This window comes from Mesorhizobium sp. NZP2298 (assembly GCF_013170825.1).
Classification (GTDB): Bacteria; Pseudomonadota; Alphaproteobacteria; order Rhizobiales; family Rhizobiaceae; genus Mesorhizobium.
In genome coordinates this window covers 6,016,731-6,041,062 of sequence record NZ_CP033365.1, presented here as the reverse complement: position 1 = coordinate 6,041,062, position 24,332 = coordinate 6,016,731, and the positions used below count along the sequence as shown (strand labels likewise).

The window sequence follows — 24,332 nt, the reverse complement described above, 5'->3', positions numbered from 1 at the left end:
GTCAGGGAGAGAACAAAAGGGGGAGGCGCAAGTGCCACTGGGACAGAAAAAGTCCGTATCTCGTCAAGCGGCTCCAAAGCTCGAGAGCGGACTTGACGAAGCCAGGCTCGACGGGTTGGCAATCGTCACGCAAGCCCTGCAGGCCCTGGAAGTCCTTTCTCGTCTGGAACTGGCGGGCGGGGCCCCAGCAAACCGAGTGGCGCTGCGGCGTAAGCTCGAGGGCGTATGCAATGCGTTCGTCAACGGGCGTATCGGCATCCTTGCCAAGACCCCAAGCGGGGCAAACTGGGTTAGTCAGTTTCCTGGAAGCACGTCGACTTCGGACCTGAATGCCTCATTCCGGCCCGGAGTGGACTCGTTCATATCGGCCATGCGATCTGCCGGGGCCACGGTCTCGATAGGCACCACGCTCAGGCCGGTGGAACGCGCCTATCTGATGCACTACTCATGGCGCATCGCGAAAATGGACATCGACCCGGCGAACGTTCCCGCCCTCGCAGGCGTCGACATCGAGTGGGTGCACGACACACTCGAGGCGTCGCGGCAGGCCGCTCAGGACATGGTGGCCGGTTATCAAATCGTCGCCAAGCCCGCCTATCCAACCAAGCATTCCGACGGCACGGCCATCGACATGACGATCAGTTGGACCGGAACCCTGGCGATTGTCGACAACAGCGGCACGTCAGTTTCCATAACAACAACGCCACGCACCGGCATGAACGCTGACCTGGCCGTCGTCGGGGCGACCTACGGCGTCATCAAGGCAACTTTCTCTGGCGATCCGCCTCACTGGTCAGATGACGGCAGTTGACGTCCAGCTCGAGCCCGATCTGCTTGCAAATCACGAGAAACTTCCTGTTGAGATGGAATAATCAACGGCGGGGCGCCGATAAAAGGCCAAGTGAGGGTCAGTTTGTGAGTTACAGATCATGAGATGGTTTATTCCATCTCTTGATTTACTGTACTTTTCTGTTTTTACGTTATGAAATGCTTGAAAATAGTCCAAATACTAAACAGATATATCTTGTTATTTACTTTCGTGCATGTCTAAATAGGGAAACCAAGTTCAAATCCTACTTTTAGATTGTCTTCCAGCGGGCGGAGTTCGTCGGGCTGGGTGATCCTGCCTCTCGTGAGGGACCATCACGCGACTGTGCAGGACGTGGGGGGTGATATGGCGGAAGTCCAACTCGTCCTATTCAGCCAGACCGGCGTCGAGAGCGCTACGCAATACACCTTCGAGCTTGTCGGATTGGGTGTATTTCTCAAAACCGGCGATCTGACACTTTCCAGCCTCACAACGGCGGTAAAATCGACGATGGCGACGTCGGTTACGACCGTCCAGTTGGAGTTGTACGACAAGCAGCCTCTGTCGCTCGACATACCCGCCAATCTCCTGATTTTGGACGATGGTCGTTACCGCTTCAAGAAGGGCGAAGAATTCCCCGACAAAGACGAATGGGCGGCGTTGAAAGACCGTGTGCGTCGGCGTTTGGCGAGCCCGATCGAGGCCAATGTCGGCGCTAGCAGCGACACAGGTCTGTTCGGCGTCAAGGCGATTGGCGCCGCCGAGCTCAAGGCGCGAATTTTCCTCAATCCAGCCCTGGTCGATGGCGCCATCAACGACCAGGATTGGGTCCTGCGGGCGGAAGCCTCCGCCGATGTCAGCCTCACTTACGAAAACGCCAGCGGGAAAGGGCTGGATCTCACGGGGCGGTTGCTCGCGACCGTATTGGTAAGAAAAGCAGCGTTCAAAGACTGGGTCGCCTGGGACGAGATCGGTTTCGACATGCCGGGTCTGTCTGGTTTGAACCTGAGGCTGCCCAGGATTGCATTCAGCACTTCGTGGCTGGACAAGACAATTCTGCATGTGCCATCGGTCGACGTCGACTTTTTGGACGCGCCGTCGCTGTTCAGCCTGGCTTTGCCCCCCTTTGTGTACAAACTCGACTACACATGGACGACTAACCCCAAGCTAAAGGTCACGTTCCTCAACGGCGCACTTTCGCTCTCAACCTCAACGGCCGGCGCCGGAACGTTCTATGTCAACGCTCAGCCCTGGGTTAACGTCACCAAGGTCACCCTCGGCTTCGATGATGCAAAAAAATTCACTCTGACGGCCGTGCTCGATGTCAAAGCGCAGACGATCAGCGTGCCGGACATGCAATACAGCCCGCCCCTGTCGCCGTTCACAATAGGGGTGTCTGGCAGCACCCTCACGCCAACTTTCAGCGACATTGACCTCGGTGGCGGCGAGGTCCTGGCCAAAGCCAGCCTCTCGATCAACTTCAAGAGCGACAAGATCGTCATAGCAGCCAAGGACGATCCCTCGATACTGATCGCCTTCGCAATCGAGGTCGAAGTCAGCTACTACTCACAGAAGACCAAGACAACCCTCAAGTCGCTCAGGATCGTTGAGCCTTATCCGATCGAATTGATCAGGCTGGCCGGCGATGTGCTCGGCGAACTGATCCGGCTGATCGCTGCTGTTCCCGTGCCCAAGCTCACCGCGACAAAGCCCGAGATGAACGGCTTTTTCGCGCTGCTGGAGCGCATCGCCCAGCTGTTGGCGGCCGCCGGAAAGTGGCTTGCCAGGCAGGCTGGCGATGCCGCGGCGGCGCTCGCGGGACTTGTCGAGGGGGTATTCGACGGACTGATCCAACTGGCGCGCAAACTGGCCGAACTCGGCGGCGACGTAGTGAGTCACATTGCAGTCGAGGTCCGGCTCGATCCCAAGACATACCAGCTGCGACAGATCGTTCTCATGCCGGCCGGCAAAGACGCCAATCTGAATACAACACTAAAGCTCAGCGCCCTGGGTTTCGATTTAGATCTCGATGCGGCCCTGAGGCCGTCTCTCGTCATTGACCTCGGTCCCTCGAGCTGGGTAGGCCTCGTGATCCAGCCGACCGCCGATAGCAAAGCGGTGCTTGGCACCGATCTGTGGTTGGACAAGGAAACCACGCCTCAACAGGCGATGGGCAGCACCGACGAGACAGGTAAAGAGCCTGAGCAGAGACTGATCCAGCTCAAGGCCAGTCCCTCGAAAGAGGCGAGCGGCAACAGAGTTCAGGAGATTGTCGTTGCAGCGGTCCAGAGTGGGCGACCGCGTTTTTTCCAGACCTTCGAGGACGGCAAGAAGTTCACCGAGCTCCTCGACTTCAAGGACGGCAATGTCGCTGCGGCGCTGCGCGAAACCGGAGTGCTGAAGGACGCCAGCGTGCGGTTGACCACTCCGGCGGGGTCGACCGATGGCGGATATCCGGTTATCGACGTCACTCTCGAAGCCCGGGCGCTCAAAAACAGGCTGCTGTCGTTGCTGACGAGCGCAGACCCCGCAGCGCAAGGGGACGGTTTCCTCGACAAACTTAAGCAGAAGGTCGAGGTCAACTCAGTCACCTACGATGGGAACGCGAAAGATTTCTCGATCGAGGTCGAGCTCGAGGTCACTGTCCACATCGACGATAGTTTCGCGCCGCAGACGGTCCTGGTCGTCTCAGCCTCGCTGCGCGATTTGTCGATGCGGATCACCGGCGGCGACAAGATCTACATCAACAGCAAGAAGGATCAGCCGACGGTAAGCTACCATCCCTTGGGACTGGACCTCACAGTCTCGCCGAAAGATCCGAAGAAGGATATCTACAAACAATTCTACCTCGATCTGTCACGGGGTGGAGAAAGCCTTGGCCTTGCTGATGAAGCCAACGCGCTGCTTTCCTATGGCAAGGTGTCGAGCGCGGGCAAAGGCCTGCAGTTCGACGTCTCGACATTTCGGGTCGGGCGTTCCGGCTTCGATCTGGAGGCGGCGATCCTGCCCGAGCCTGTCAGGCTCGGCGGTGTCGATATGCCTTTCCGCTTCACATCCGGCCAGGTGACGATCAAGGGATCGAAATTTGGTGGCGGTGCGCTGACCGGCGCCGGTCAGTTGCCGCAGGCTCTCGTGGGCGAAGCCAACGCGACTGTTGCCCTTCAGCTCGGCGCTGGCGGCGATGGCAACGTCATCGTCAAGGGGGCGACCGCCAGGCTGGATAAGGCCGGTGACCCGATCCGCTGCAACGCAACCCGCTTCGAACTGACAATCACCGAGCTGGGCTTCGACTTCGTCAATGCCGGCAGCTACCATTTCTACTTCCTCTTAACCGGCTCCGCTGTCTTCAAGCCCGGCAGCTCGGAATATACGACCGGGCTTCTCAAGAACTTCAAGGACATCACCATAAAGCTCGACAAGGCGCCGCTGGCGGCCGACCCGCGGGTGCTGATGAGTGCCATCTCCTTCCAGGTGAAGGTGGATCCGCCAAAGAAGATATCGCTCTTCGACGTCTTCGACTTTGAACTGCGTGGCTTCGGCTATCATCCCGCCATCCCGAAATTCGACGGTGCGCCGGGCATTTCGGTTTCGGGCCAGGCCAGGTTATCGCCGTTCGACAAAGACGGTCTGGGCCTAGAGTTTCATTCAATGTTGATCGGTCTGCCGCTAGAGGGCTCCGCGATGCCGCGGGTGCGCTTCGACGGGCTGACCGTCGGGCTCAAGACCGGCGCGGTCAATGTCGAGGCGACCGCGATCGCCGTCGACGGCTCCATGCCTGACCTTTACGATCCAGGCGTGCTGCCGAAGGATGTCACGGCGCAAGGGTTCCTGGCGTCGGGCAAACTCGACATTGACGGCTGGGCTTCGATGTCGGGCGCCATGGGCTTTCTCGAGCTGCGCAAAAAGAACGATCCGTCTTCGACGCCGAAATATTCCTTCTTCATTTACGGGCAGGAGGAGAAACTCGCCGAGCCGATCGACACGCCCGTCGGCCAGATCTATCTGCGCGAGTTCGGTTTCGGCTTCGGATACAAATACACGCTCGCCGGCATTGCGCAGGCCGAGGCGGCCACGTCGCCGCAACAGCTGACCAAGGTGCTCGACGATGTTTCGAAATATCAAGGCAACCTGGCGACCTTCAAGGCCTGGCAGCCCACCTATGAAAATGACGACCTGACGCTTGCGTTGCGCGGCATGTTCGCGCTCTCAGCGGCTACGCAGGGAACGGCGGAGTACAGGCCGAAAGAAGAAGCCAACCTGCCCAATCCGCTGTTGTTCGACATCGTTGCCGCCTTTCGCACGGACTTCACCTTCCTCATCAATCTGCGCGCCTGGTTGAGCGTCAATTACAACGACTGGGTTTCCTCCGGCCTCAACGAGAGCTGGAAGTCTATGCCCACCATGCGCGGCTATCTCTATTTCTCGGTGCCGCGCAAGGAGTTCCTTGGCCGCTTCATCGCCGACGGATCCGGATATGTCGGCGAGCATCCGAAATTGCCTGAACAACTGGTCAAGGCGATCAGGGCGACGAAGTTCTCGGCCACGCTTTATATCAGACCCGGCCTGTTCCACGTCGAACTCGGTTGGCCCTACGAGCTTGGTTTCACGCTTGGCGCCCCGAACGACAAGTTCTACCTCGACCTTAAGGGCGGGCTGATCCACCGCATCGAGGATCTGTCTGTGCTGAACGGCATCGCCTTCAAGGCGCAAGGTTCCGTCTATCTGGAGGGCAGGGTTGGCGGCAGCAGCCTTGGCGCTGCTGCGGTGGCGCGCGCCAACTTTGCCATCGAGGCGCGCGTGCTTTCTTACCTGTCGCTGAAGGATGTCGGCGATTCATTCTACTACGGCTACATGCGCATCGACGTTTCGGTCGGCGTCAGCGTCGAGGTCTGGCTGAGTTTCTCGGTCTTTGGCGGGCGCGTCACCCTTTCGGCGAGCTTTTCACTCACTCTTGCCGTCTCAATCGCGTTGGAGGCGGTGATCGGGCCGTCCTTGCTTGGCGGCCGGGCGGACGTTTCCGTCGGCGTGCGCGCCTTCGGCCGCTCGCTCTCGGTGCGTATCGCGCTGTCCTTCAACAATGACAAACTGGCGATCGCCAGAGCCAAGGTAGCCCGCTTCATGGACATGGGGCTGGCCGCGCCCATTCCCGACAAGGCGCAGGACGGACAAAGGATTGAAAAGAACCCGCAACCAGATCCGCCCCGCGGCGAGACCGCGGCACAGGGCGACAGCGCCGTCGAAGATCAGATTGGCGCAGAGCCACTGCCGCCGGTCGCTCAAGACGAGATCGTCAAGGGCAGGCCGATCGGTCCTTCCGACTTCTGGGCAATGCTCTATCCGACCCGCGCGCCGCTCTTCTACGCTGATCTTGCAAGCTATAGCGATGACGACGGCGAATGGTTCGTGATGCAGCTTCTGCCGCGTGACCACACCAAGATCGGCCCTGAGCCGGAGGCCGCAACGCCGGAAGAGAAGGCGCGCGAAACGGCGCGCGCGACATTCTACGCCTCGCCAAAAGCACCTGTGGTCGAAGACTTCACCGCCCCAGGTCACAGACTGATCTTTGCCGGCGATATTCCAACATCCAAGGGAAAGCCTTATCTCGGGCACATTCCAGTCAAGAGCAGCCTCACCAGGGTCGATATCGCACCCAATGGCGCGGACACCAGCTATATGCTGCTCGACGCGCTTGTGGCGCGCCAGGACGGCCAAGAGCTTCGGCTCGGAAAAATGCTGCAGTCACTGTTTACCGGCAAGCCGGACGAGACCGGCTCTGGCGGTGACCTGACCGAACCCTCGGTCCGCAGCGTTGACGTGTCGATGACCGCCATAGATCCCGACGCCAGGGCTTCCGCCAGCCAGCTGGACCGGGCGGGACGCAGCCGTTCCAACCTTTCTGGAGACCAAAGGCGCGAAGCTGAGATCGAAGATACTCGCTCCGCAGTGCTGTCTTCCGTGACAGAGACGGCCGCCTCGCTCGCTGCAACCGGCGCGGACTCGCATGGCGTCTGGCCGGACCGGCTTTCGCAGATAGATGCCCGCGACTTTGGCCTGACTTTCATCGTCAATCGTTCCGCGCTCGACATCCTGTTTGACATCGACGACGCAGCCCTCACACCGCCGCCGGCACGGTTCGTCATCCTCAAGAGCGATGTCGTCGCCAGCGGCGAATACGACCGCAACGGCGCCGTCGCTCTGTTCAATCCGCCGGCCCGCATGTTCCGCGAGGCGCAGCCGAAATTCACGCCGAGAAACACGATTGATGCCCAGGGCATTAAGCTTAACTGGGACCTGGAGCCGGCCTGGGGCGCCTCGCAGGGCGCCTATGACGATCCGGAATTCCATCTCAAGCATTATCGCATCCGACGCACGGTGCGCGGCATCCCAGGCAAGGAGTACCGCGCCGATTTCCTGGTCAAGGCCGGATCTGCCCTCAAGTATCAGATCGGCATGGATGAAAGTGGCAAGACGACAACCGCAGTCAGCTTCCTGCGTCCCGACTTTCAGTTTGTCGACAGTTTGCGCAAGCAGGACGACGGCTCGGCCGCAAGCACGGCCGAAACAATTCCGGATCTGCTGCGAAAGATGCTGCTCGGCGAGGCGACGACCGTTGAGTGGGGACCCGAATTTCTGGGGGTCAAGGACGTCGACGTGAAGAGCGTCATAAACCTCCTTTACGAGATCGTACCGGTCGACAATGCGGGCACGTCGGACTTCGGGCTGGCTTATGTCGTCGATGGCTTCGGACTGGTTGAGACAGCGCTGATCTCGCCGAGCGAAGTGACGCTTCAAATCTCCTATCCAGCCATGCCAAGCCATATCGCGGCGCCCGGCGGAGCTGTTGCCGCCTCCCCGGCGAAACTTCGCTTCCTGCTCATGCCGGGCATGAAGCCGCAAAAGCAGGGCCAACAGATCGTGCTGGGTCCGCAATGGCCCGATGAGGTCGTCTATCTCCTGCGCATCGCACCGCAGCCGATTGCGCCGTCCGGCGGTTACGGGGCGGATGCTATCGATGAGGCCAGGCGGCGGCCCGACCAGGATGCCATCGACCGGCTCAGTTCAGTGGACATCCACCAATTCTATCTGCAGATGACAAAGGTCGAGGCCAACGACGATTATGCGCTTGTTGCGGAGTATCTTGAGGACGGGAGCGACACGTCGGAAATCCGCTACTATGCGGTGACCGCCTATGATGCTTCTGACGGCAAGACCGAATTGCCGAAGAAGGTCGACAAGAAATCGTCGCTTGGCGATCTCGCCAAGGCCCTGGATGCCCTCAATGAGCAGGCCCCTGAACGCCTGGGCTACAGGCTTTTCCTGGCCTCCGTTCCTTGGCACCCGCTCGAAACGAAAAAGATCTCTGTCGATCCCACTGGGCGCGGCGAGTGGAGAACTGCCGCCTTCAATATTGCGATCAGCAAGGCCAATGGGACGACAGCCATCAGTTCAGTCGTGGAGGTTCTTGAACAGCCGGTCCACTACGAGTTCAAGGCCCTCCAGCGCACCGACATGAGGGCTGAGAGCGGCCGACTGATTGTTATCCATCCCGGCGTCAGATCGACGATCGACAAGGTTGGGTATGCAAGCGTGCCCGACGCAGCGCGTCGCACCGCCGCGCGCCTGGAGTGGAACGCTAACCCGACATCGCTTGCGTTGACCACCAGCGCCGCCGATGTCGACAACCGCACGATCGGCGGCTTCGACCTGTTCTGCGTCGATCCCGACGCATTGCCGGGACGAGATGAAAAGGTCGTCGAAGACGTGGTCTCGGCCGCCCGGCCCATGGGTCGCGTGGCACTGCTTCCAGCGGAGATGGATGGGCTTGATCCCTCCGGCTTTGGCGATCTCGGGCGTATCGAGAGTGCCTACCCGAGCGAGACCCTGCGCCTGGTCAACGGTAACAAGATGCAGGGCGCCAGCGGCCTGCCCAAAGCCGGCTGGTATTCGGACGCAGATACAACGGCGATATTCCCGCAACCGGCCATCCGGCGCTCAATCATACCCGATCCTGACGAAGGGCTGATTGCAGCACTGTTTGCCGGCGGCAAACCGGATGCGATCCGGGTATCGATCCCGGCATGGCTGGCCGCCGACGGCAAGACGCCAGTGCTTGATGGCTGGACGATATCGGTCCGCAGTGCGGCGCAGGACGCAATCGGCTGGGACGAATACCAGGCCGACGCGCCCGCGGAGTCGCGCGACCCGCGCGGCTGGAGCGTGTCTTATAAGCTGGCGGAGGGGATGTCCGTGCCCAAGCTGCGGCGCCTTCTGCAAAACCTAAGACTCGCTCCGGGCGACGATCCAACGCTAGCCGTCAACCGCGAAGCGGAGGTTCTGCGGTTGAGAATAAGCCAGCCGGATTTCATGGCGTCTATTGGTGTTCTCATCGAGGCACTGCGCATCGGTCGCGATAAGCAAGTGCTGGTCGTTGCAAGCCAGGAACACAGTTTCGACCCGATGCCGGCCATGCATCCCATCCTGGCGGATGCGCTTGCCTTCCTTCAATACGATAGCCAGGACGACAACGGTCTGAAGAATGCTGACGGCAAAACCTATCGCCGCTTCGCCGTGGCGCCGGACACCAACCCAAAACTCAACTCCAAGGATTTCCTCGCGTACCTAGATGAGGTGCCCCCGGGACGCGATCCTTGTGGCTGGGGTGCCCTGCGTACCTTGGGCCTCGCCGCAGGATTCCGGCTCTACGACACCGACACGGGCGACTATGTCCGCTTCGGTGCCGGGCTCGAGAAGTGCGTCCAACTGGCGTTCGAGCGCGCGCTGGAACGCTACGGCGACGAAGGAGCTCGCGACAACGGGCAGCCATTTTTCGATCTTTTGACGCAGCCCTGGGGCAACGTGAAACTTGAGTGGTTCGACGGCGGCGATTTGGGCGTGTCCAGCGCCGAGGCCGACCAAGTTCGCGACCAGATGCTGGCAGTTGCGCAGATCGCGCTGCGGCCGCGTCCCGACCGGCTTTTGCCAATCGCCGGTGTCGACGAAAAGGCCGCCTTGCAGGCCCTGGCTGTCGCGTACTACGCGCTGGTAATCGACGCGAACCAGCCAATCGCCAGCGAGCCCTGGCGCATCACCCAGATGGACAAAACATTCGACAAGGTGCGCTACGATGTTCTCAGTGTCGTGCGCACAGTCACGACGCAGAAGCCAATGCGGCTGAGCGAGGATGCGCCTTACGTCGAGTTCCATGAGCCCGCCAAAGCCATCGACTGGCTTGAAACCGGTATGCGGCTGATCGCAATCGTGCGTGAGATCAGGATCGCCCCGCCAGGTCCCGACGCGCCCCTGCTGGTCATCCTGCCGCCGAAAGGCGCCACTGTCGGAACGGACGAACCATGGAAAAAGATCGTGCAGCCGGCGGTTTTCAATGCCCTCGAAGGGTCCGACGTTCCGGGAGAGGAGTTCTGCTTCGGGCGGTTTGAGCGCCTGATCGCGGCGGATTGGGGAGATGCGCTGTTCTCGGGCACCGGGAGCAGTATAGCAGTTCATCAAGCGGTTGATCGGCTCGCATACTATGCCGGCCGCCGCTTTGCGCCGCTCATTTTCCCTGTCAGTGCCGGCGAGGACGAAACCGACGCACGTCGGTTGCGGTCGGATATTGCCAATCGGTTTGTCGCCTTCTGGGGCCGCTTCCTCGATCATTGCGCTCCGGCCTGGGGCAAAGCGGCCTCGAGCGAAATCAAGCCGGCCCAGCCGCTTTCGGTCTTCCTGTCCCTGGGCACAGTTGCGGATCCAGGCCAGTGGCGGCGTGCGCCTGGTGCGAGTGGAACGGTCTCCGTTACCATGGTCGATGCTGACCGCAGGGGTGCCCGGCGCAAGTACGCCATACGTCCATATGGCCGCTACGAGGCATGGGCATGCGCGGCGCCTGACAAACTCGACGTCACCGGAAAAAAGAAGTTCGCATGGACTGGTCCGACCGATCTTAAGGGGGCGCTTTCAGACGTTGCGGCCGAGGCCGTGGGCAGGACTTACTTCGTTGACGTAACGCTGCCACGGACGGAGCCACTTGAGAAACCTGTCATACTGTCGTCGGTCACGCGTCAGCCCGGCGAAAAAGTGCCAGGTCGAATGGAACTGGTCATCGCCCACAGTTCAGATGTCGTGTTGGCGGAGGCCAACCGGCGCAATGCCGCTCTGCTTGCGCCTCTCGATATCTCTGTCGGGTTCTGGCGCGAGTTCGCCAACATGCCCTGGTTGACGTCATTGGAGAGCAAGTACGCTCTGACACTGCAGCCGATGGATCAACTCGGCACGCTCGACGGGCCAATCGACACCAGCAGCCTGGCGATCACACGCTATAGCGCCGATGAGCGTCTGACGGACCTCAGGAAACGCGTTCCCGATGCCTGGCTCGGATCGACAATGATCAGCGCGATGAACCTGCCTTACTTCTTCAGGGTGCACGCGCTTGTCCACGCGACGGCCGGCGTGGTCGTGTCCGAACAGGTGGCAACGACGTTCGAAGAAGGGTTCTTCAAGCTGGGCTGGCCGTATGACGCGAAAGGCTACAAATATCGAGAGCTGTCCAAGCAGCATCGCTACAGCGTAAGCCGCAGGCCGACCGAGCCGCCGCCAGACCCGGAGAAATACCCGGGCAAGCGCATCGGTGAAGTGACGATCATCACCTTCGACCTTGCCGCGATCCGATTCGTCGACTGCATGGCGGATGCTGAGGCTGAGACCTGGTTCGGCAAGGATGGCACCTTATGGTCAACGGCGTTCAAGGCCGTCGCACACCTTCCCGAGCCATCGGTCAGTTACCGGATTTCGGTCGAGACATCGTTCCGGGTCGTCTCCAGCGACACCGGCAGCAAGGAAGTGCTGGCGCGCACCTCCGAGATCGATGTGCTGCCAAATCCGCCAATTGAGACGACGGCGGACGACCTCTATCTGCTGCAACAGTCCGGAGTACGGTTTACGCCCGCTCTCGGCTTCGATGAGAAGGGCAATCCAGTTGCCCCGACCCCGGTCTACACCGCAACGCCTGTCCCGATCGGGAAAGACAAAATAATCTGGCGCATTGCGGTCCCGGTCCGTCTGGCGCGAGAACCGGCGCCAGTCACCCTGCCGGTCGATAACGACCTGGCAAAGGCCCTGCAAGAAGCCCTGAAAATGCTGCCGCCGCCCATAGCGGGAACCAGTCCAGCCGTCGCCGGACTGCAGACCTTGCCCGTGGAATGGAAAACCTTGCCGACAGCCACGCAGTGGAAGAACCTGGTTGATGCCCTCGAGGCACGCGCGGATTGCCCGGAGGCGCTTGCGCTGGCAGGAGCGGCAGCGCAGCAGGCACTTCCACAACAGGGCGTTCTCATGCTGCCGCTGCCGCCTGAGGCGTTGGAAGACGCAAATGTCGCTGCAGCTTTGAAATCCATCGCTGGCGTTGATCCGGTTCCCGGCATGCTCGATCTGCTCGTTCTGCGCAGGCCGCCCACCGACATGGAACTGAAGGCGTTTGTCGATGGCGGTGGCAAGGCCTCCGAACTTCGCGACAAGGTCTACGATCTCGCAGAGCAGCAGCTCTTTGGCGCCGGCCGTCAACCGGCCGTGGCCGCGTCGAAGAGCGCCACGGTGCTGCAGAGCGACGCCTTTGTTTCCCGCAAGGAGGCCTAAACATGGCTGACCTGAAGATCGACGACTTCCTGTCAGAAGCAGCGCCCGACAGCGAGAGGGATCTGGCTCGGGTCAACATCGCCGGTGGCGACCAAAATCCGTTCTACATCGCACAATTGCGATCGTTCTGGCGCGAGTATGAAGACGACACCCGCCAGGTTGTCGACGAAAGCTTTGGCCTGCGCAGCCTGCTTGTCGATGCCAGTGCGCGCGACATTCTAAACCCAAAGACCGCGATGAATCCGCCGACATTGCTGCGGGCCTATCCACGATCACGACAGTTCGCCTATGACCCGGGCCACGGCACGGGTGTGCGCTCGAGGCGTCTCTTTCTGTGGTCCACGAAGGCGGTGATTTTGGGGCGGCTTGAGGAATCGAGTGCCGCCTTCGATCTGATGGTTGTGCCGACCGACCCATGGCCAGAGACCAACAAGGGATCCAATGTCCGCCTGCCTGCTATGCGCCTGGTCGACGGCATCGCAGACGTCCGGCTCGATCTCAAGAACGCTGGTCTTGGCACGTTCTTCTCCTATTCCGACACGAAGGGCGTGAAAACCCTTTTTGGCGGCCTTGTGATTCAGCCTCAAAAGGATCTGCTCGATGCGCGTCTTGTTCCGACCGGCATCGAATTTAAGGGTTCGCTACCGGATCCGACGCGCGACTTCGGCGGGAACTCGACCGATCTGATCCAGGGAACCTTCAGGCTCGAATGCGACGCCCGCGGCCTGGAACCGCAATACCTGCTGCGCCTGGTGGCCGCAGACAAACAGGAGAACATCGACAAGACCGAGGGGCGCATCGCTCTGGCGCTGGCCGAACTTAGCTCGGCCTCGGCGCCTGTGGCCATCCGCTACGACAAACGGCCCGTGGTGCCTCCACTCTCATGGCGTCTGAAGCAGGGCGACAAGGCTCTGACCCTGGTGAAGAATGACCAGGACTTCGAGATGCGGATCGACGCATCCGCCATTGACGTGCGCATCAGGACGGAGGGCATCAGCAGCGATGAGCGAGGTCTCGCCACGATCTTCGCCAAAACCGTGACCTGGGTGCGCATGGCCAAGCCAACGGTGGAACTCACGATAAGCGCGGGCGTGATTGCGATGAAACAGGAGCCAAGTCCGGGCGACGTCGAGATTACCTTCGACAACGACTACGAGGCCGGCTGGACCGCTGCACTTGCAGACATCAAGAATTGTGGCTTCTCGGCGCCCCTCAGGCCGGTCGTCGAAAGGCTGCTGCCCATCTATCAGGAAGGCGGGGCGATCGGCCAGGGGACAGATGAGGTGCCTTATGTCTTCCTGCCGGTACAGGAAGGTTGGCTGCAGATCGCGTCGCCAGGGTCGCTTCAGCATACACTCCGCGCCGTTGCGAACGATGCCGCCGCACCTGATTCCGCCATGAGTGGACGCATTTTTGTCTCCCACGAAAACTCCAATCGTGGAGTTGTCATAGACGACGCCAGTGCAATCGAACTCAAGATCGGCTGGTCTGCTGCAGGAACGTCCACGCCCAGTCTGATCAAGCTTCGGGCAGGAACGCCGAAAGGCCAGCTCCTGGGCATGATTTATGTTTCCGAGAGCAGCCCCAATGCCCGCGAAGCATTGCCGACGCTTCGCGGCGGTCCGGCTTCAACCCGCGATCTGCCTTTGTGGTTTGGCGCCGAGCCCGCCGATCCATGCATCAGGGGAGATTTCGATTGGAACCATGACACAGGCGTATTCTCTGCGCGGATCACGGGCGTGCCCGTTCCGACTGATGGAGAGTACGCCGCGCTTTCGTGGCTGCCGCCAGCCGACAGCGCCTATATTTCGAACTTCGCATTGACCCGCAGCTTGCCGTCTGCGCCTGACCCGTCCGTTTCGCGTGGCCTCTTGCCGCGACGGATACTTCCCCGTGCCAATCCCACTTTCCAGCTTTCGTCCAATCCAGGAAGCGAGTATCTCCCCAAGCTCACCGCCGCAAACACTAAATGGTTCCGGTTCCTGGCCAAGCCTGAAGATGGCGGGACCGAAACGGACGACGATCGTCTTGTTCTTGTCACGCTGTCGGGGACCGAGTTCCGGTCAAGCGCCGACTACGCGATCGACAAGGCGATTCTACGGTTCGACCTGCCGGTTCTCGACGAACTGTTCGCCTGGTCGGATCCGCCAAAACTCTCGGCGGCCTCGCCGCCCGTAACGACAACGAAGCCACCGGCTCTTCCGACCGCCTTGCAACCGGGGCAACTGGCCGACAGCTGGCAGGCAAGTCGCAATCGGATGGCGCTGACCCGAACCCAGGACGCCGAGGTCACCGACTGGCTTGATGTCGGCAAGAATGTCAACCAGGCGGTTGGCGGTCTTGTTGCGCCTTACGAGTGGTCGGTCAAGGTGGAGGTTCATCCAGAAGCCATGGACGGTTGGGGCGAGTATCTCCTCGAAAAGGTCAGATACTCGAAGGATCGCGCGGCCGAGGGGCTGGGCGGAGAAAAGGCAGTGCCTTTCTATTTCGACGGAGGGGAAATCAAGGTCGGCGATGGCGCGATCCAGGTGGAGGGATACGCGGCCAACCTGTTCAAGCATTCAGCCAGTATGAATGCCCCAGAGAGGCTTTGGGACTCGCGCGGCTTTGGCTTATCATCACAGCTTCAGAAAGGCATCCGCGGCGCGGCCTATCTCGCGGATGCCGCGAAGGATGAAAAGTCCATCAGTCTGCTGACCAGCTCAGAAGTGGCGGTCATCGAGGCTGTCGATGACAAACAGGTCTGGTCATTCGCGGCCAAGCTCGGCTTTTTCGTCCGTGACCTGCCGCTGGACAACATGGTCTTCGACGGCGAGAACAAACTGTCGATCGAAAGCGCCTGCGGCACGGACGGCCAGGCCTTCAATGCGGACCATTTTCCTTATTCGCTTTACGAATGGCGCTTCTTTGAAATCAGGAAGGACGGCGGGCCGAAACCATATGACATCCGCTGGGGGCCGTTCACGTTCAAGCCCTTGCGCCTGCGCAAAGCCATATTCGACAAGTCAGGTAAGCCAACGGTGATTGCCATCCTCGGCGGCCTGCGTTTCGATCCGGATAGCGTCGATGCCGATCCCAAGGCTGACGGCCCGTTCGGCCAGGACGAGGTCTACGCTCGGCGCGATCTCTTTACGCTAACGCTGACATTGGCCGATGGACACTGGTCCTACGCATGGGCCGGGACCGGAGTCTCAACTGCAGGCGACACGTTCACCTTCTCTGACAGGACAAAGCCGACGGTCACATTCCAGACCTCGCTTGGCAATACTGGCCGAGCATTTTTCAAGTCGGTGGACGACGTTCAGACCATCGTAAGCGTCAACGTCGCGAACGACAAACCAACCGCCGACTTCACCTTCCGGCTGTTCGGCACTGACTTTGCCATGACCGATACCGTTGTTGTGCCAACGCCTCACGGCTTTACGGTCGAACTGCCGGTTGAAATGCCGTCGGCGCCGCTGTCGAAAGGGGCAACCTGTGTCGTGTTCTATCCGCGGAGCGCGTCCGTATCGATAGACGGAAAATCCCGCACCTTGACCATTGAGGGAGAGGTCAGGGTCTATCCTCAACCTGGCGGCAAAACCCTGGCCGATGAATGCCTTGTCACGTTGGAAAAGGGCAGGCTGACCTGGCTTGGTCTGCCAATCCCCGTCAATGACCTGGCTATCAACGTCGACCATCAGGCAGGAGTGCTTTCGTGGCGCCTGGACAGAGCTGAAAGCAAGGCTGCGATGGCACCCTTTGGATTCCAGGCGAACGGCCTGACCTTGTCCGCGGTCTTGACTGCTGCAGCACCAGTTGTGGCTGGAGCTGTCGCCTCCAGGATCTCCAGCTTCGATATGGCATCGGCCTGGATGGAGGTCCGCGCCGTCGACGCAAAGCAGCCCGAAAGCGAGATGGAGCATGCGCTGCTTGCCTCGGCGGACGGTCAGCGCGATCACAGCCTCCACATCAGTTGGGCAAAACGCGTCAAGAGTCCGATCCAGTGGCCGGTTCGGTCCCAGTTTCAGGATGCCACCGGAAAAAGCATTCCTGATACCTGGCTGAGGCCCGATTACGCCGATCAGACTGTTCGAAGCCGCGAGCTTCATATCGCGGCAAGCGATGGTTCGAGGCTCGAGCATGAGGTGGTCTTCGTTCTCAATCAGCACCGGATCGACGGCGATTGTCTGGCATCGATCAAAGGCGTTGCCACAGTCAGCCAACCGGTGCGGTTGCTTGTCGTAGCCGCTCATGCGCTGGGACAGGCGGGAGCGCAATCGCAATGGACCACGCTTGACCATCTTGTCATCACCACCGCGAAGCTCATTACCGCCGCCAAGGATGCCAGAACCTTCGCCGCGCTTGAAAGCAATGACAACTACCGAGGTGAAAAAGCAGATGTTCACAACGGGATCGCGACCTTCCCGACGGCGGTGTCTGGCTTTTTTGACGATTTCCTCATCGAGCAATGGTGGTCGAAAGGCGACGATGCTCCGCTCTTCATTGGCGGGGCAGTCGCGCAGTTTCCTGACAATAATGCGCAGACCTACTCTGCGGTCGTGCCATGGGCGGACCTGTCATTGGCGAAGTCGCCGATAGGTGAGAAGCCGCTCAACACGAAAGCCGGCGTCTGGCAGGTTGCAAGCGCGGACCTTTGGCCCGCGACGCCGCAGAAAACGACCGGACCGATCGCAAACGTCACCATAGGAAGCCTGGCCGAAGGTGCGGCGATCGATGCTGCGTTCGTTGCAGGGCCGCTAACGTCTGACGGCTCGGATAGCGACCCACGGGCTCGCGAGGTCATCCCTGTAGAGCAAGCCTATTTCGAGAAACGTAAAAGCAACGCAGGCGTGCCTCTTGAACCGGCAGACCTGGAAGCTGCGCCCTTCTTTCTGCGAGCGATGGTAGCGATCGCCGCGCGTCGCGATCTCGATAAGGTTGGCGCCTATCTCATGGCGGTTGACTGGAAGGCATCGACGCTGCAGGGCGGACGCTTTCTTGCAACAGGAAGCGTGATCAGCAGGCCCGCGACCCCTGCCGTGCGGGTTATCATCCGCTCCGACACGACCGGGATGTCGGCTGATCCGCAAGCTGCGGTGTTTGCAGATTTGATCGTCCTGTCGCGCGGCCGGGCAACCCGGCTTGACAGGTACCGGCGTGTCCTCGCCGGGGGCGGAGATGATCTTTCCGACAAAGTCATGCGCGATGAGCTGGTGGAGGCGGCGCTCAACGTCGACGCCAACGCTTTGATGGCGATCCGTATGACATCTGCTCCTGGCGACCTGCCTGGCGTCGCCCTCCGGCGAGTTTCCCGACCCCTGGCAGGGCTAGTCAAGGGAGCCGCGCTCACCCCGGCCGAAAGCGATGTCAGTCCTTCCGCCGCGCTTGGGTGGCCGACGGGGCAGGGAACGCAATGGCTTGCACAACTAGGGCCGGCACTGGGCGACGAGGTGCCGCTGCTCGGTCACGATTCAGGATTTGCGGGACGTTTCCAGATGTTCGGCTGGCCAGCCTTTGCGCCAGCCTCTTCCGACGCAATCCCGATATCGATGGAGCAACCATCCGTCGACCCAGCGGGTCTTTATCTGACTTTCGCCAACCAGATAGCCTACGATCGCGGCGCTGCCGCCAAATTCGGCTTTGACGGTCCGGCCGCGCGACACCTGCTGCCCTCGGTCGCGCGCCGGCGCGCTCCCTTGTCTAAAGCCACAGAGGCAGTGCTGGAAACAGTGCTTCATACGCTGGCGCCGCAGAAAGCAGACGCAACCGTCGCCATCAAGGCAGACGGGAAGCCGCAACACAAACAGGCGGCGGCCATACTACCGCCGGTCATCGAGCGAGGGACCATAGGCCGCAGGCCTGGCGTCATCGACGTTTCGGTCGCCTCATTGACCGTGCCCGCGGACGAGGCAGCCTTCGACGAGGGACAGGTTCAGTTCGGCCGGCCGGCGAATTCCGGCCCCGTCGTCGCGCACCAGCTGCGCAACCCGCGCTCTCCGGTTCTTCCGGCCGATCTTATGCCACCGGACAAGGATGGGAAGCCGGCAATCCTGGCGGAGATCGAACGCATCACGTTCGGCCTTCGCCGCCGCACCTACGTATCGCTGGCCGATTTCGATGAAAAGGCTGGCCGGCTCGCACTTTTCCACGCTCAGGATGGACTGGCCGATGCGGCCCGTTTCGAGTACTCGTCCCCAGACGCCCGCCGACACGACCGCGCGCTATTCACGCTCAAGGGCGGGGCTACGATCAGCGCCAGCTGGAATGGGCTGGCGCAGATCGCGATCGAGGTAGCATCGCGTATGGAAGGCGCCGGCGTTGAACAGAAATTGACGGCCTCAGGTCGGATCGAGATCGGATCGCTGTCGTTTCCGGTTCAACTGTCAATCGACGCGAATGGGCCTTTCGCGTCCTCGCTCGACCTAAGGCTTGCGACCTCGATATTCTACGTCCAGCCCCAGGACGGACTAGGCGATGTCCAAATGGCGCTGCGCGAGGCGAACGCCGACACGCATCTGCGGCTGGTGGTAGACCTCAAGACCAAGGAGGATGGCGGCGGCGGGGGGCCTCCCGGTGACCTGCCCGATGGCCCACGACGGCAGATACTGCTTCCGCTCCAGCTTGACCCCGGCGCGCGTCGGGTGCTGCCGGTGTGGTCGAAGACCGTTCTGTTCGGCGATCCGTCCTACGACCGCCAGCTTGCCAGCCCGACGGCCAGCGACGCAGTCGGCGGCGCAGGCTCGTTCATGCTGGCTGCCGACCGCGTGGCCTATGATTTGGGATCGACCCTCTACTTCGCTGGAGGGCTGACTGCCACTGATGACGGCGAGTTTGTCAAAGACAAAGGCAAGTACGAGATCGGTTTCTCGAGGTTGCCGCCGCGAACCCTCGGGGGCGACCAGCCGCCTCCGGAGCCGCTGGTGCTGCAGGGGATCGCACCCGATAATTACGGCCGCTACAGTCTGTCCAATGCGACGGTCTTTGAAGTGGCCCTTGCAAACCTCGTCTCGCCAAGCCTGGCGGAGGGTTCCTTGCCTGGCAGACGTTGTCCGCTGGCGCCTGGCGATCGGCTGCAACTCGTTGCCGGCAAAGCGATGATCCAGGTCGACATCGTAGCCGAGCCGGTGATCGGACCGCCCCCGTCGGTCTTCTCCGTCGTCGAAACATCAAAACACGTCGCACGCGTGCGCGTGCATGCAGCAGCGCCACTGCCGCAGAAGATCGAGTTTCCCGGACTGCTTCGGGATCTGGCGCTCGGCCACGTCAGGCGACGGGCGCTTTTTGTCTGGTCATATGCCCTTGCTGGCGCCGAAACCAAGGATGCCCGCATCGACCTCTTGAAATTCGATCGATCGGGGGGCGCACAAATCAGCGACTCGTGATGCTGCGAAATGTTTAGCCGCGGTGGCGGTAGCTACACGACGTAGCCGAACGCCGGCGCGTAGTGAGGGCAGGTTTATGATCGACTCAATCTGCAATTGGAACTTTGGCTCAATCAGCGAAGTGGTATCTGCGTGTATCGCGCTGGCGGCGTTCATAGGCGTTATCTACGAATACTTGAACGCGAGGCGTCAGAGACGACTGGAGTTGGCTCAGCAATTATCTTATCAGCTCGAGCAAGACGAAATGTTGAGGTTTGCAACAACGAGCTTAGACTGGGGCGTAGGTCTGGTACCTGTACCTGAAGAATGGCGCCAGATCGTAGACGAAAAAGCGATAGTGCCCGATCGGAAATCGATGCAGATCGCTCTCACCCCGGAGTTCTCGCGGTCATTGCAGCAGAACAAGGTCGCTCTGATGTACAGGCACGCATTTGTGGCACTTTACAATCACTTGGAAAGAGCGAAGGACCTATGCGACAAGCGGGCAGTCTTGCTCGAAGATCTGTCGACGCTGGGCTGGGTATCAGCCCAGTTGGTGGATTGGGAATATGCGCCGAAAGGTCTCGCCCCTGGCTTTTTCATGGATGCGCTACGCGGCTGGTATCCCGAGACGCGGCTGGACAAGTTCGTCGAGAAGTTAGCGCAGCAATTCCCCAAGAGGAGAACGGCAGCCGCGCACGTGTCCCACAAAAATGTTGAGTTCCCTGCTGAGAATGATGGTTTGTCATCCAGCCAACCACCCGGAGACACACATAGCGATCCCGAGTCCGCTTGAATGGCCAATTAGCTTGGTTCCAAGGAGGACGAGCTTTGCGCTGGACGGTGAAATACTCGACGAAACCAAAGGGATAGTTCAATCCTGTACCTTATCGCTCGGCAGGTCGCGGACAGCGATCTGCTACTGAAAATTGGGGCCAGGGCGGTCGAAGAGCTTTGCGGCTATGCTGGTAAGCGTTTGAGTGCGCTTCCGCCATTGATCATGTGCATCCTCGAAGGCAGTGCCGCAATGGAAGTCATACTGAACGGACTTCTTCTCCTCGTCGTATTGCGCTTTGCAGAGTTCCTCGAGCTTCCAACGATCGATGCCGGCGCCTTTAAATCGCGTATTTGCTCGCGTCTCTATGATCTGTACCTTGTCCAGAAAATCTTTTACCTCGTCACGGAGCATCTTGGAGTAAATCCGCATTGGCTTTGAGATATCGGGATAGCTTGTTAACGCTCGGGAAATATTGTCTCTAAGAAGATGAGCGCTGTCCACGACTGCGGATACGTAGTCCGGCTCATCATGGTCCATCAGTGCTCTTCGGTCGGTAAGGCTAGCGTCCAGATCACTCCAAAACTGCCGGTCAGCGATTTCAGCGGCCTCGGTTTCTCTTCTATTCTTGGCGGCTTCACGAACTTCAAACTCGCCCTGGACCTTTGCCTCAGCCACTGCGGCCATTAGGTTATTGGAAGCTTCCTGCCGATTCCGTATGAACTGCCCCATCAACAACACGACCGCCAGCAATACGGGCCACGTGAGGATGAAAAACCGACCGTCAAGTAAGCTAACCGGATAATGGACATGCTGTGTTGTTACAGCGTAGAACAAAAGGAGGCCAAAAGCGATGGCTCCGAAAACCCCTACGGACTCCACCAGTTCGCGCAATTTCATTGCTGCTCTCCGAGATACGCCAAAGGTTAGCGCGTTTCGAGGCGGCAATGCAATTAGGCCCCGAGGGAAATGCGATGGGCAATAATCTTGGCCGCACGCTCTTTTTAAAGGAAAGCTTGTGCGTGGTTAAAGGAAAGCTTGTGCGTGGCTGTTTCCAACCGACATCGGTTAGCAGGGCACGATCAAGAGGAACGGTGCTTGACGGCGCCATCGAGTTTGCCTTGCAGGCGATCAGATCTGGGATATTCAGGTCTCTTCTTTGGGTCGCCAGACCGTGCGGAGAACATACAACGGGGAGAACCATCCGCTTGCCCGTTGCGGGGGGCCACCATGACCATTGATTTTGCAACGAAAACAACGCGCTTAATTGAAGCGGTGACGGTACTTTTCGATGGGGGTTGGGTGCGGCCGTCGAACGCGGCAAAGTGCAAAAATCGTCCGATTGACATCGATAGTTGGTGAAACCCAAATTTTTTTGGGGGGCGATTTTCCCTTTAAAATCAAAAGCGTAACTTTTTGACGGCCTCGATGTCGGAGCTTTTGCTATGCTGAAGAATATTTGACAGCAATTTCAAGGGGTTATATGCTGTTTGAACAATCGAGTGGGAATGATTTGAGCCTACCCAAACGCCGCCGAAAATACCCCCGTTCTCGTGCCTTGAGTGACCTGCATCGTGAGTGTGGACCGCTAAAACTGCATCCGAACGGCTTTCGATGAGTTCCGATACCGGACCCTGATCCCCGATATCATCCAGAAGTCGCTTTCTCCAGGATGCGCCCCCTGGAATGTCAGCGCGGAATAGAGCTGGTTTGCGCTCATCACCATGTGCATCGGCGGTGGGCAAGGCATAGCGCTGGCTGTCGAAAGGATCTGAGCCGGCGCTCCCGGCCACCGTCTTATTTCTGTCTCGGCAGGAACGGATCTCCCGCCTCAGGCACCGCGTTGGCGATGAAGTCGGTCGTCGCCTTGATCCGGGCGAGACCGCGCGTGTCCGAATGCCCGGTACGCGCTTCTGACGAGGGCCGGGAACCAGCTCATGGCTGACCCGCCCGCTGACCGAACGTGTCGCTGGATCCCGGCCGTCACGGCATCGACGTGATCAGTCCAACGGGTGGGCAAGGCTTACAATGTCCTCGACGTCCTGGCGGCTGCGCGCGAAGCGCTCGAGCACCAGCGGATCGTGCCCCGGCACGATGTGAGCGGGCGAACTGGCAAGCTGCTTCATCCGTTCCACCCCGAAGATCACGTCGCTCAGTCGGTCGAAGACCGGAAAGGGCTTTTCGCGCTCCATATTGGCGTAAAAATGGGCCGCGTCGGACGCGATCACGACCGCGCCATTGTCGGTTTCCACCCGCACCACCTGCAGTCCGCGCGAGTGGCCGCCAACCTTGTGGAGCGTGATGCCGGGCGCGATCTTCGAGTCGGGATCGTGGAAGCAAACCTTTCCGGCAAAGACGCGCCGCACCATGGTGGTGACGTCTTCGGCCTCGAAGGGATGGCGCATGGCATGATGGCACATGCAGCGGCCGGTCGCGAACTCCATCTCCGCATCCTGCAGGTGAAAGGTCGCGTTCGGGAACAGATGATGGTTCCCGCAATGGTCGTAATGCATGTGGGAGACGATGACGTCGCTGACATCGGCGTGGTTGATGCCGATTGCCGCCAGGCCGTCATCGACGGGCCTCACGACACTGCGTCCGCGTTTGTCACCGGTCGGTTTGTCGAAACCGGTGTCGACGATGAAAGTGCGCTTCTCGCCGACGATCGCCCAGACGAAATAGTCGAGCGGCATGGGAACATCATGTGCGTCCCCGCCCAGGAAGTTCTCACCCGAGCGGCGTTCGAAATGGCCGTAGCGAACGGCATGGATCTCATAGCGTTCGGAGTCACCCATGATCAGCTCGCTTTGGCGACATCTGGAGTCTGGGCTGAGCCAACCTCCACATGCGCCCATGTCTCAACCGTCTTGACCATACAGGTAAAATCGGAATCCGGCCCGTAGAGCTGGTTCGTCACGCTCAGCAACTGGCGCACGGCACTGCCCACCACCATTGGCACGCCCATCGCCTCCGCCTCATCCACGCACAGCCGCACATCCTTGAACGACAGGCCGGTGGCGAAGCCGAAATCGAAGGTGCGGGGCAGGACGGATTTCGGGAACTTGTCCTCGGTGGCACTGTTGCGGCCGCTCGATGCGTTGATGACGTCGATCATGACCTTCGGATCGAGGCCCGCCTTCACGCCCATCACCACCGCCTCGGAGGAGACCGCAAGGGCCGCTGCCGCAAGCAGGTTGTTGGCTAGCTTCATGGTCTGGGCGGCGCCCTGAACCTCGCCCATGAAGAATATCCGGCCGAAATTCTCGATGACCGGCCTCGCCGTCTCGAAGGCGGCCTTGGGACCCGAGACCATGACGGCGAGGGTGCCGTTGCGTGCTCCCTTCAATCCGCCGCTGACGGGCGCATCGATCATGGCGATGTTCTTGGCTGCAAGGCCTTCGGCGACCCTGGCGGCCGTTCGCGGGCCGGTGGTGGAAATGTCTACGAAGATGCGGACCGCCTTGCCGTCGGCGATGCCGCCATCGCCGAGCACGATCTTTTCCAGGATCTGCGGGCTGGGCAAGCTGGCAAAGACGATCTCCGCGGCATCGGCAACCTCGCCTGCGCTGCCGGCAGCCTTTGCGCCCGAATTGGTCAGTTCCAGCACGGCGTTGGCGTCGATATCGTGGACTATCACCTCATAGCCGGCCTTGATGAGACGGGTCGCCATCGGCGTGCCCATTTTTCCAATGCCAACAAAGCCGATTTTCAGGGTCGACATGATCGCTCTCTCCTCCTTCGGGGCCTATTGCCCATGGTGCTTGGTCTCGATTTCCTG

8 protein-coding genes are annotated in these 24,332 nt (G+C 60.2%); 4 read left to right on the top strand and 4 right to left on the bottom strand.

Annotated features, from left to right (window positions below):
• Positions 1-31: 31 nt before the first annotated feature.
• The 4 genes from EB231_RS28970 (at position 32) to EB231_RS28955 (ending at position 20,575) form a co-directional block, all read left to right on the top strand.
• The gene (locus tag EB231_RS28970; protein WP_206681866.1) at positions 32-811 is read left to right on the top strand and encodes a hypothetical protein; all 780 of its coding nucleotides are present in this window, start codon (positions 32-34) and stop codon (positions 809-811) included.
• A gap of 363 nt (positions 812-1,174) precedes the next feature.
• Positions 1,175-12,436: a hypothetical protein gene (locus EB231_RS28965; RefSeq protein ID WP_172351823.1), complete on the top strand. Its 11,262-nt coding sequence runs from the start codon at positions 1,175-1,177 to the stop codon at positions 12,434-12,436.
• A 2-nt stretch (positions 12,437-12,438) separates the two neighbouring features.
• On the top strand, positions 12,439-19,800 hold the full coding sequence (locus EB231_RS28960) for a hypothetical protein (RefSeq protein ID WP_172351822.1): 7,362 nt from the start codon (positions 12,439-12,441) through the stop codon (positions 19,798-19,800).
• Between the two features lie 76 nt (positions 19,801-19,876).
• On the top strand, positions 19,877-20,575 hold the full coding sequence (locus EB231_RS28955) for a hypothetical protein (protein WP_172351821.1): 699 nt from the start codon (positions 19,877-19,879) through the stop codon (positions 20,573-20,575).
• A 123-nt stretch (positions 20,576-20,698) separates the two neighbouring features.
• On the opposite strand, the gene EB231_RS28950 is transcribed toward EB231_RS28955, so the two are convergent.
• The 4 genes from EB231_RS28950 to EB231_RS28935 form a co-directional block, all read right to left on the bottom strand.
• Positions 20,699-21,454, bottom strand: coding sequence for a hypothetical protein (locus tag EB231_RS28950; RefSeq protein WP_172351820.1), 756 nt, complete (start codon positions 21,452-21,454; stop codon positions 20,699-20,701).
• A gap of 500 nt (positions 21,455-21,954) precedes the next feature.
• Positions 21,955-22,347 (bottom strand): hypothetical protein, encoded by a 393-nt coding sequence (locus tag EB231_RS28945; RefSeq protein WP_172347043.1) that lies wholly within the window; start codon positions 22,345-22,347, stop codon positions 21,955-21,957.
• Positions 22,348-22,554: 207 nt separating this feature from the next.
• Positions 22,555-23,349 (bottom strand): N-acyl homoserine lactonase family protein, encoded by a 795-nt coding sequence (locus EB231_RS28940; RefSeq protein WP_172351819.1) that lies wholly within the window; start codon positions 23,347-23,349, stop codon positions 22,555-22,557.
• A 2-nt stretch (positions 23,350-23,351) separates the two neighbouring features.
• Complete coding sequence (locus tag EB231_RS28935) at positions 23,352-24,275, bottom strand: NAD(P)-dependent oxidoreductase (RefSeq protein WP_172351818.1); 924 nt, start codon at positions 24,273-24,275, stop codon at positions 23,352-23,354.
• Between the last annotated feature and the right edge of the window lie 57 nt (positions 24,276-24,332).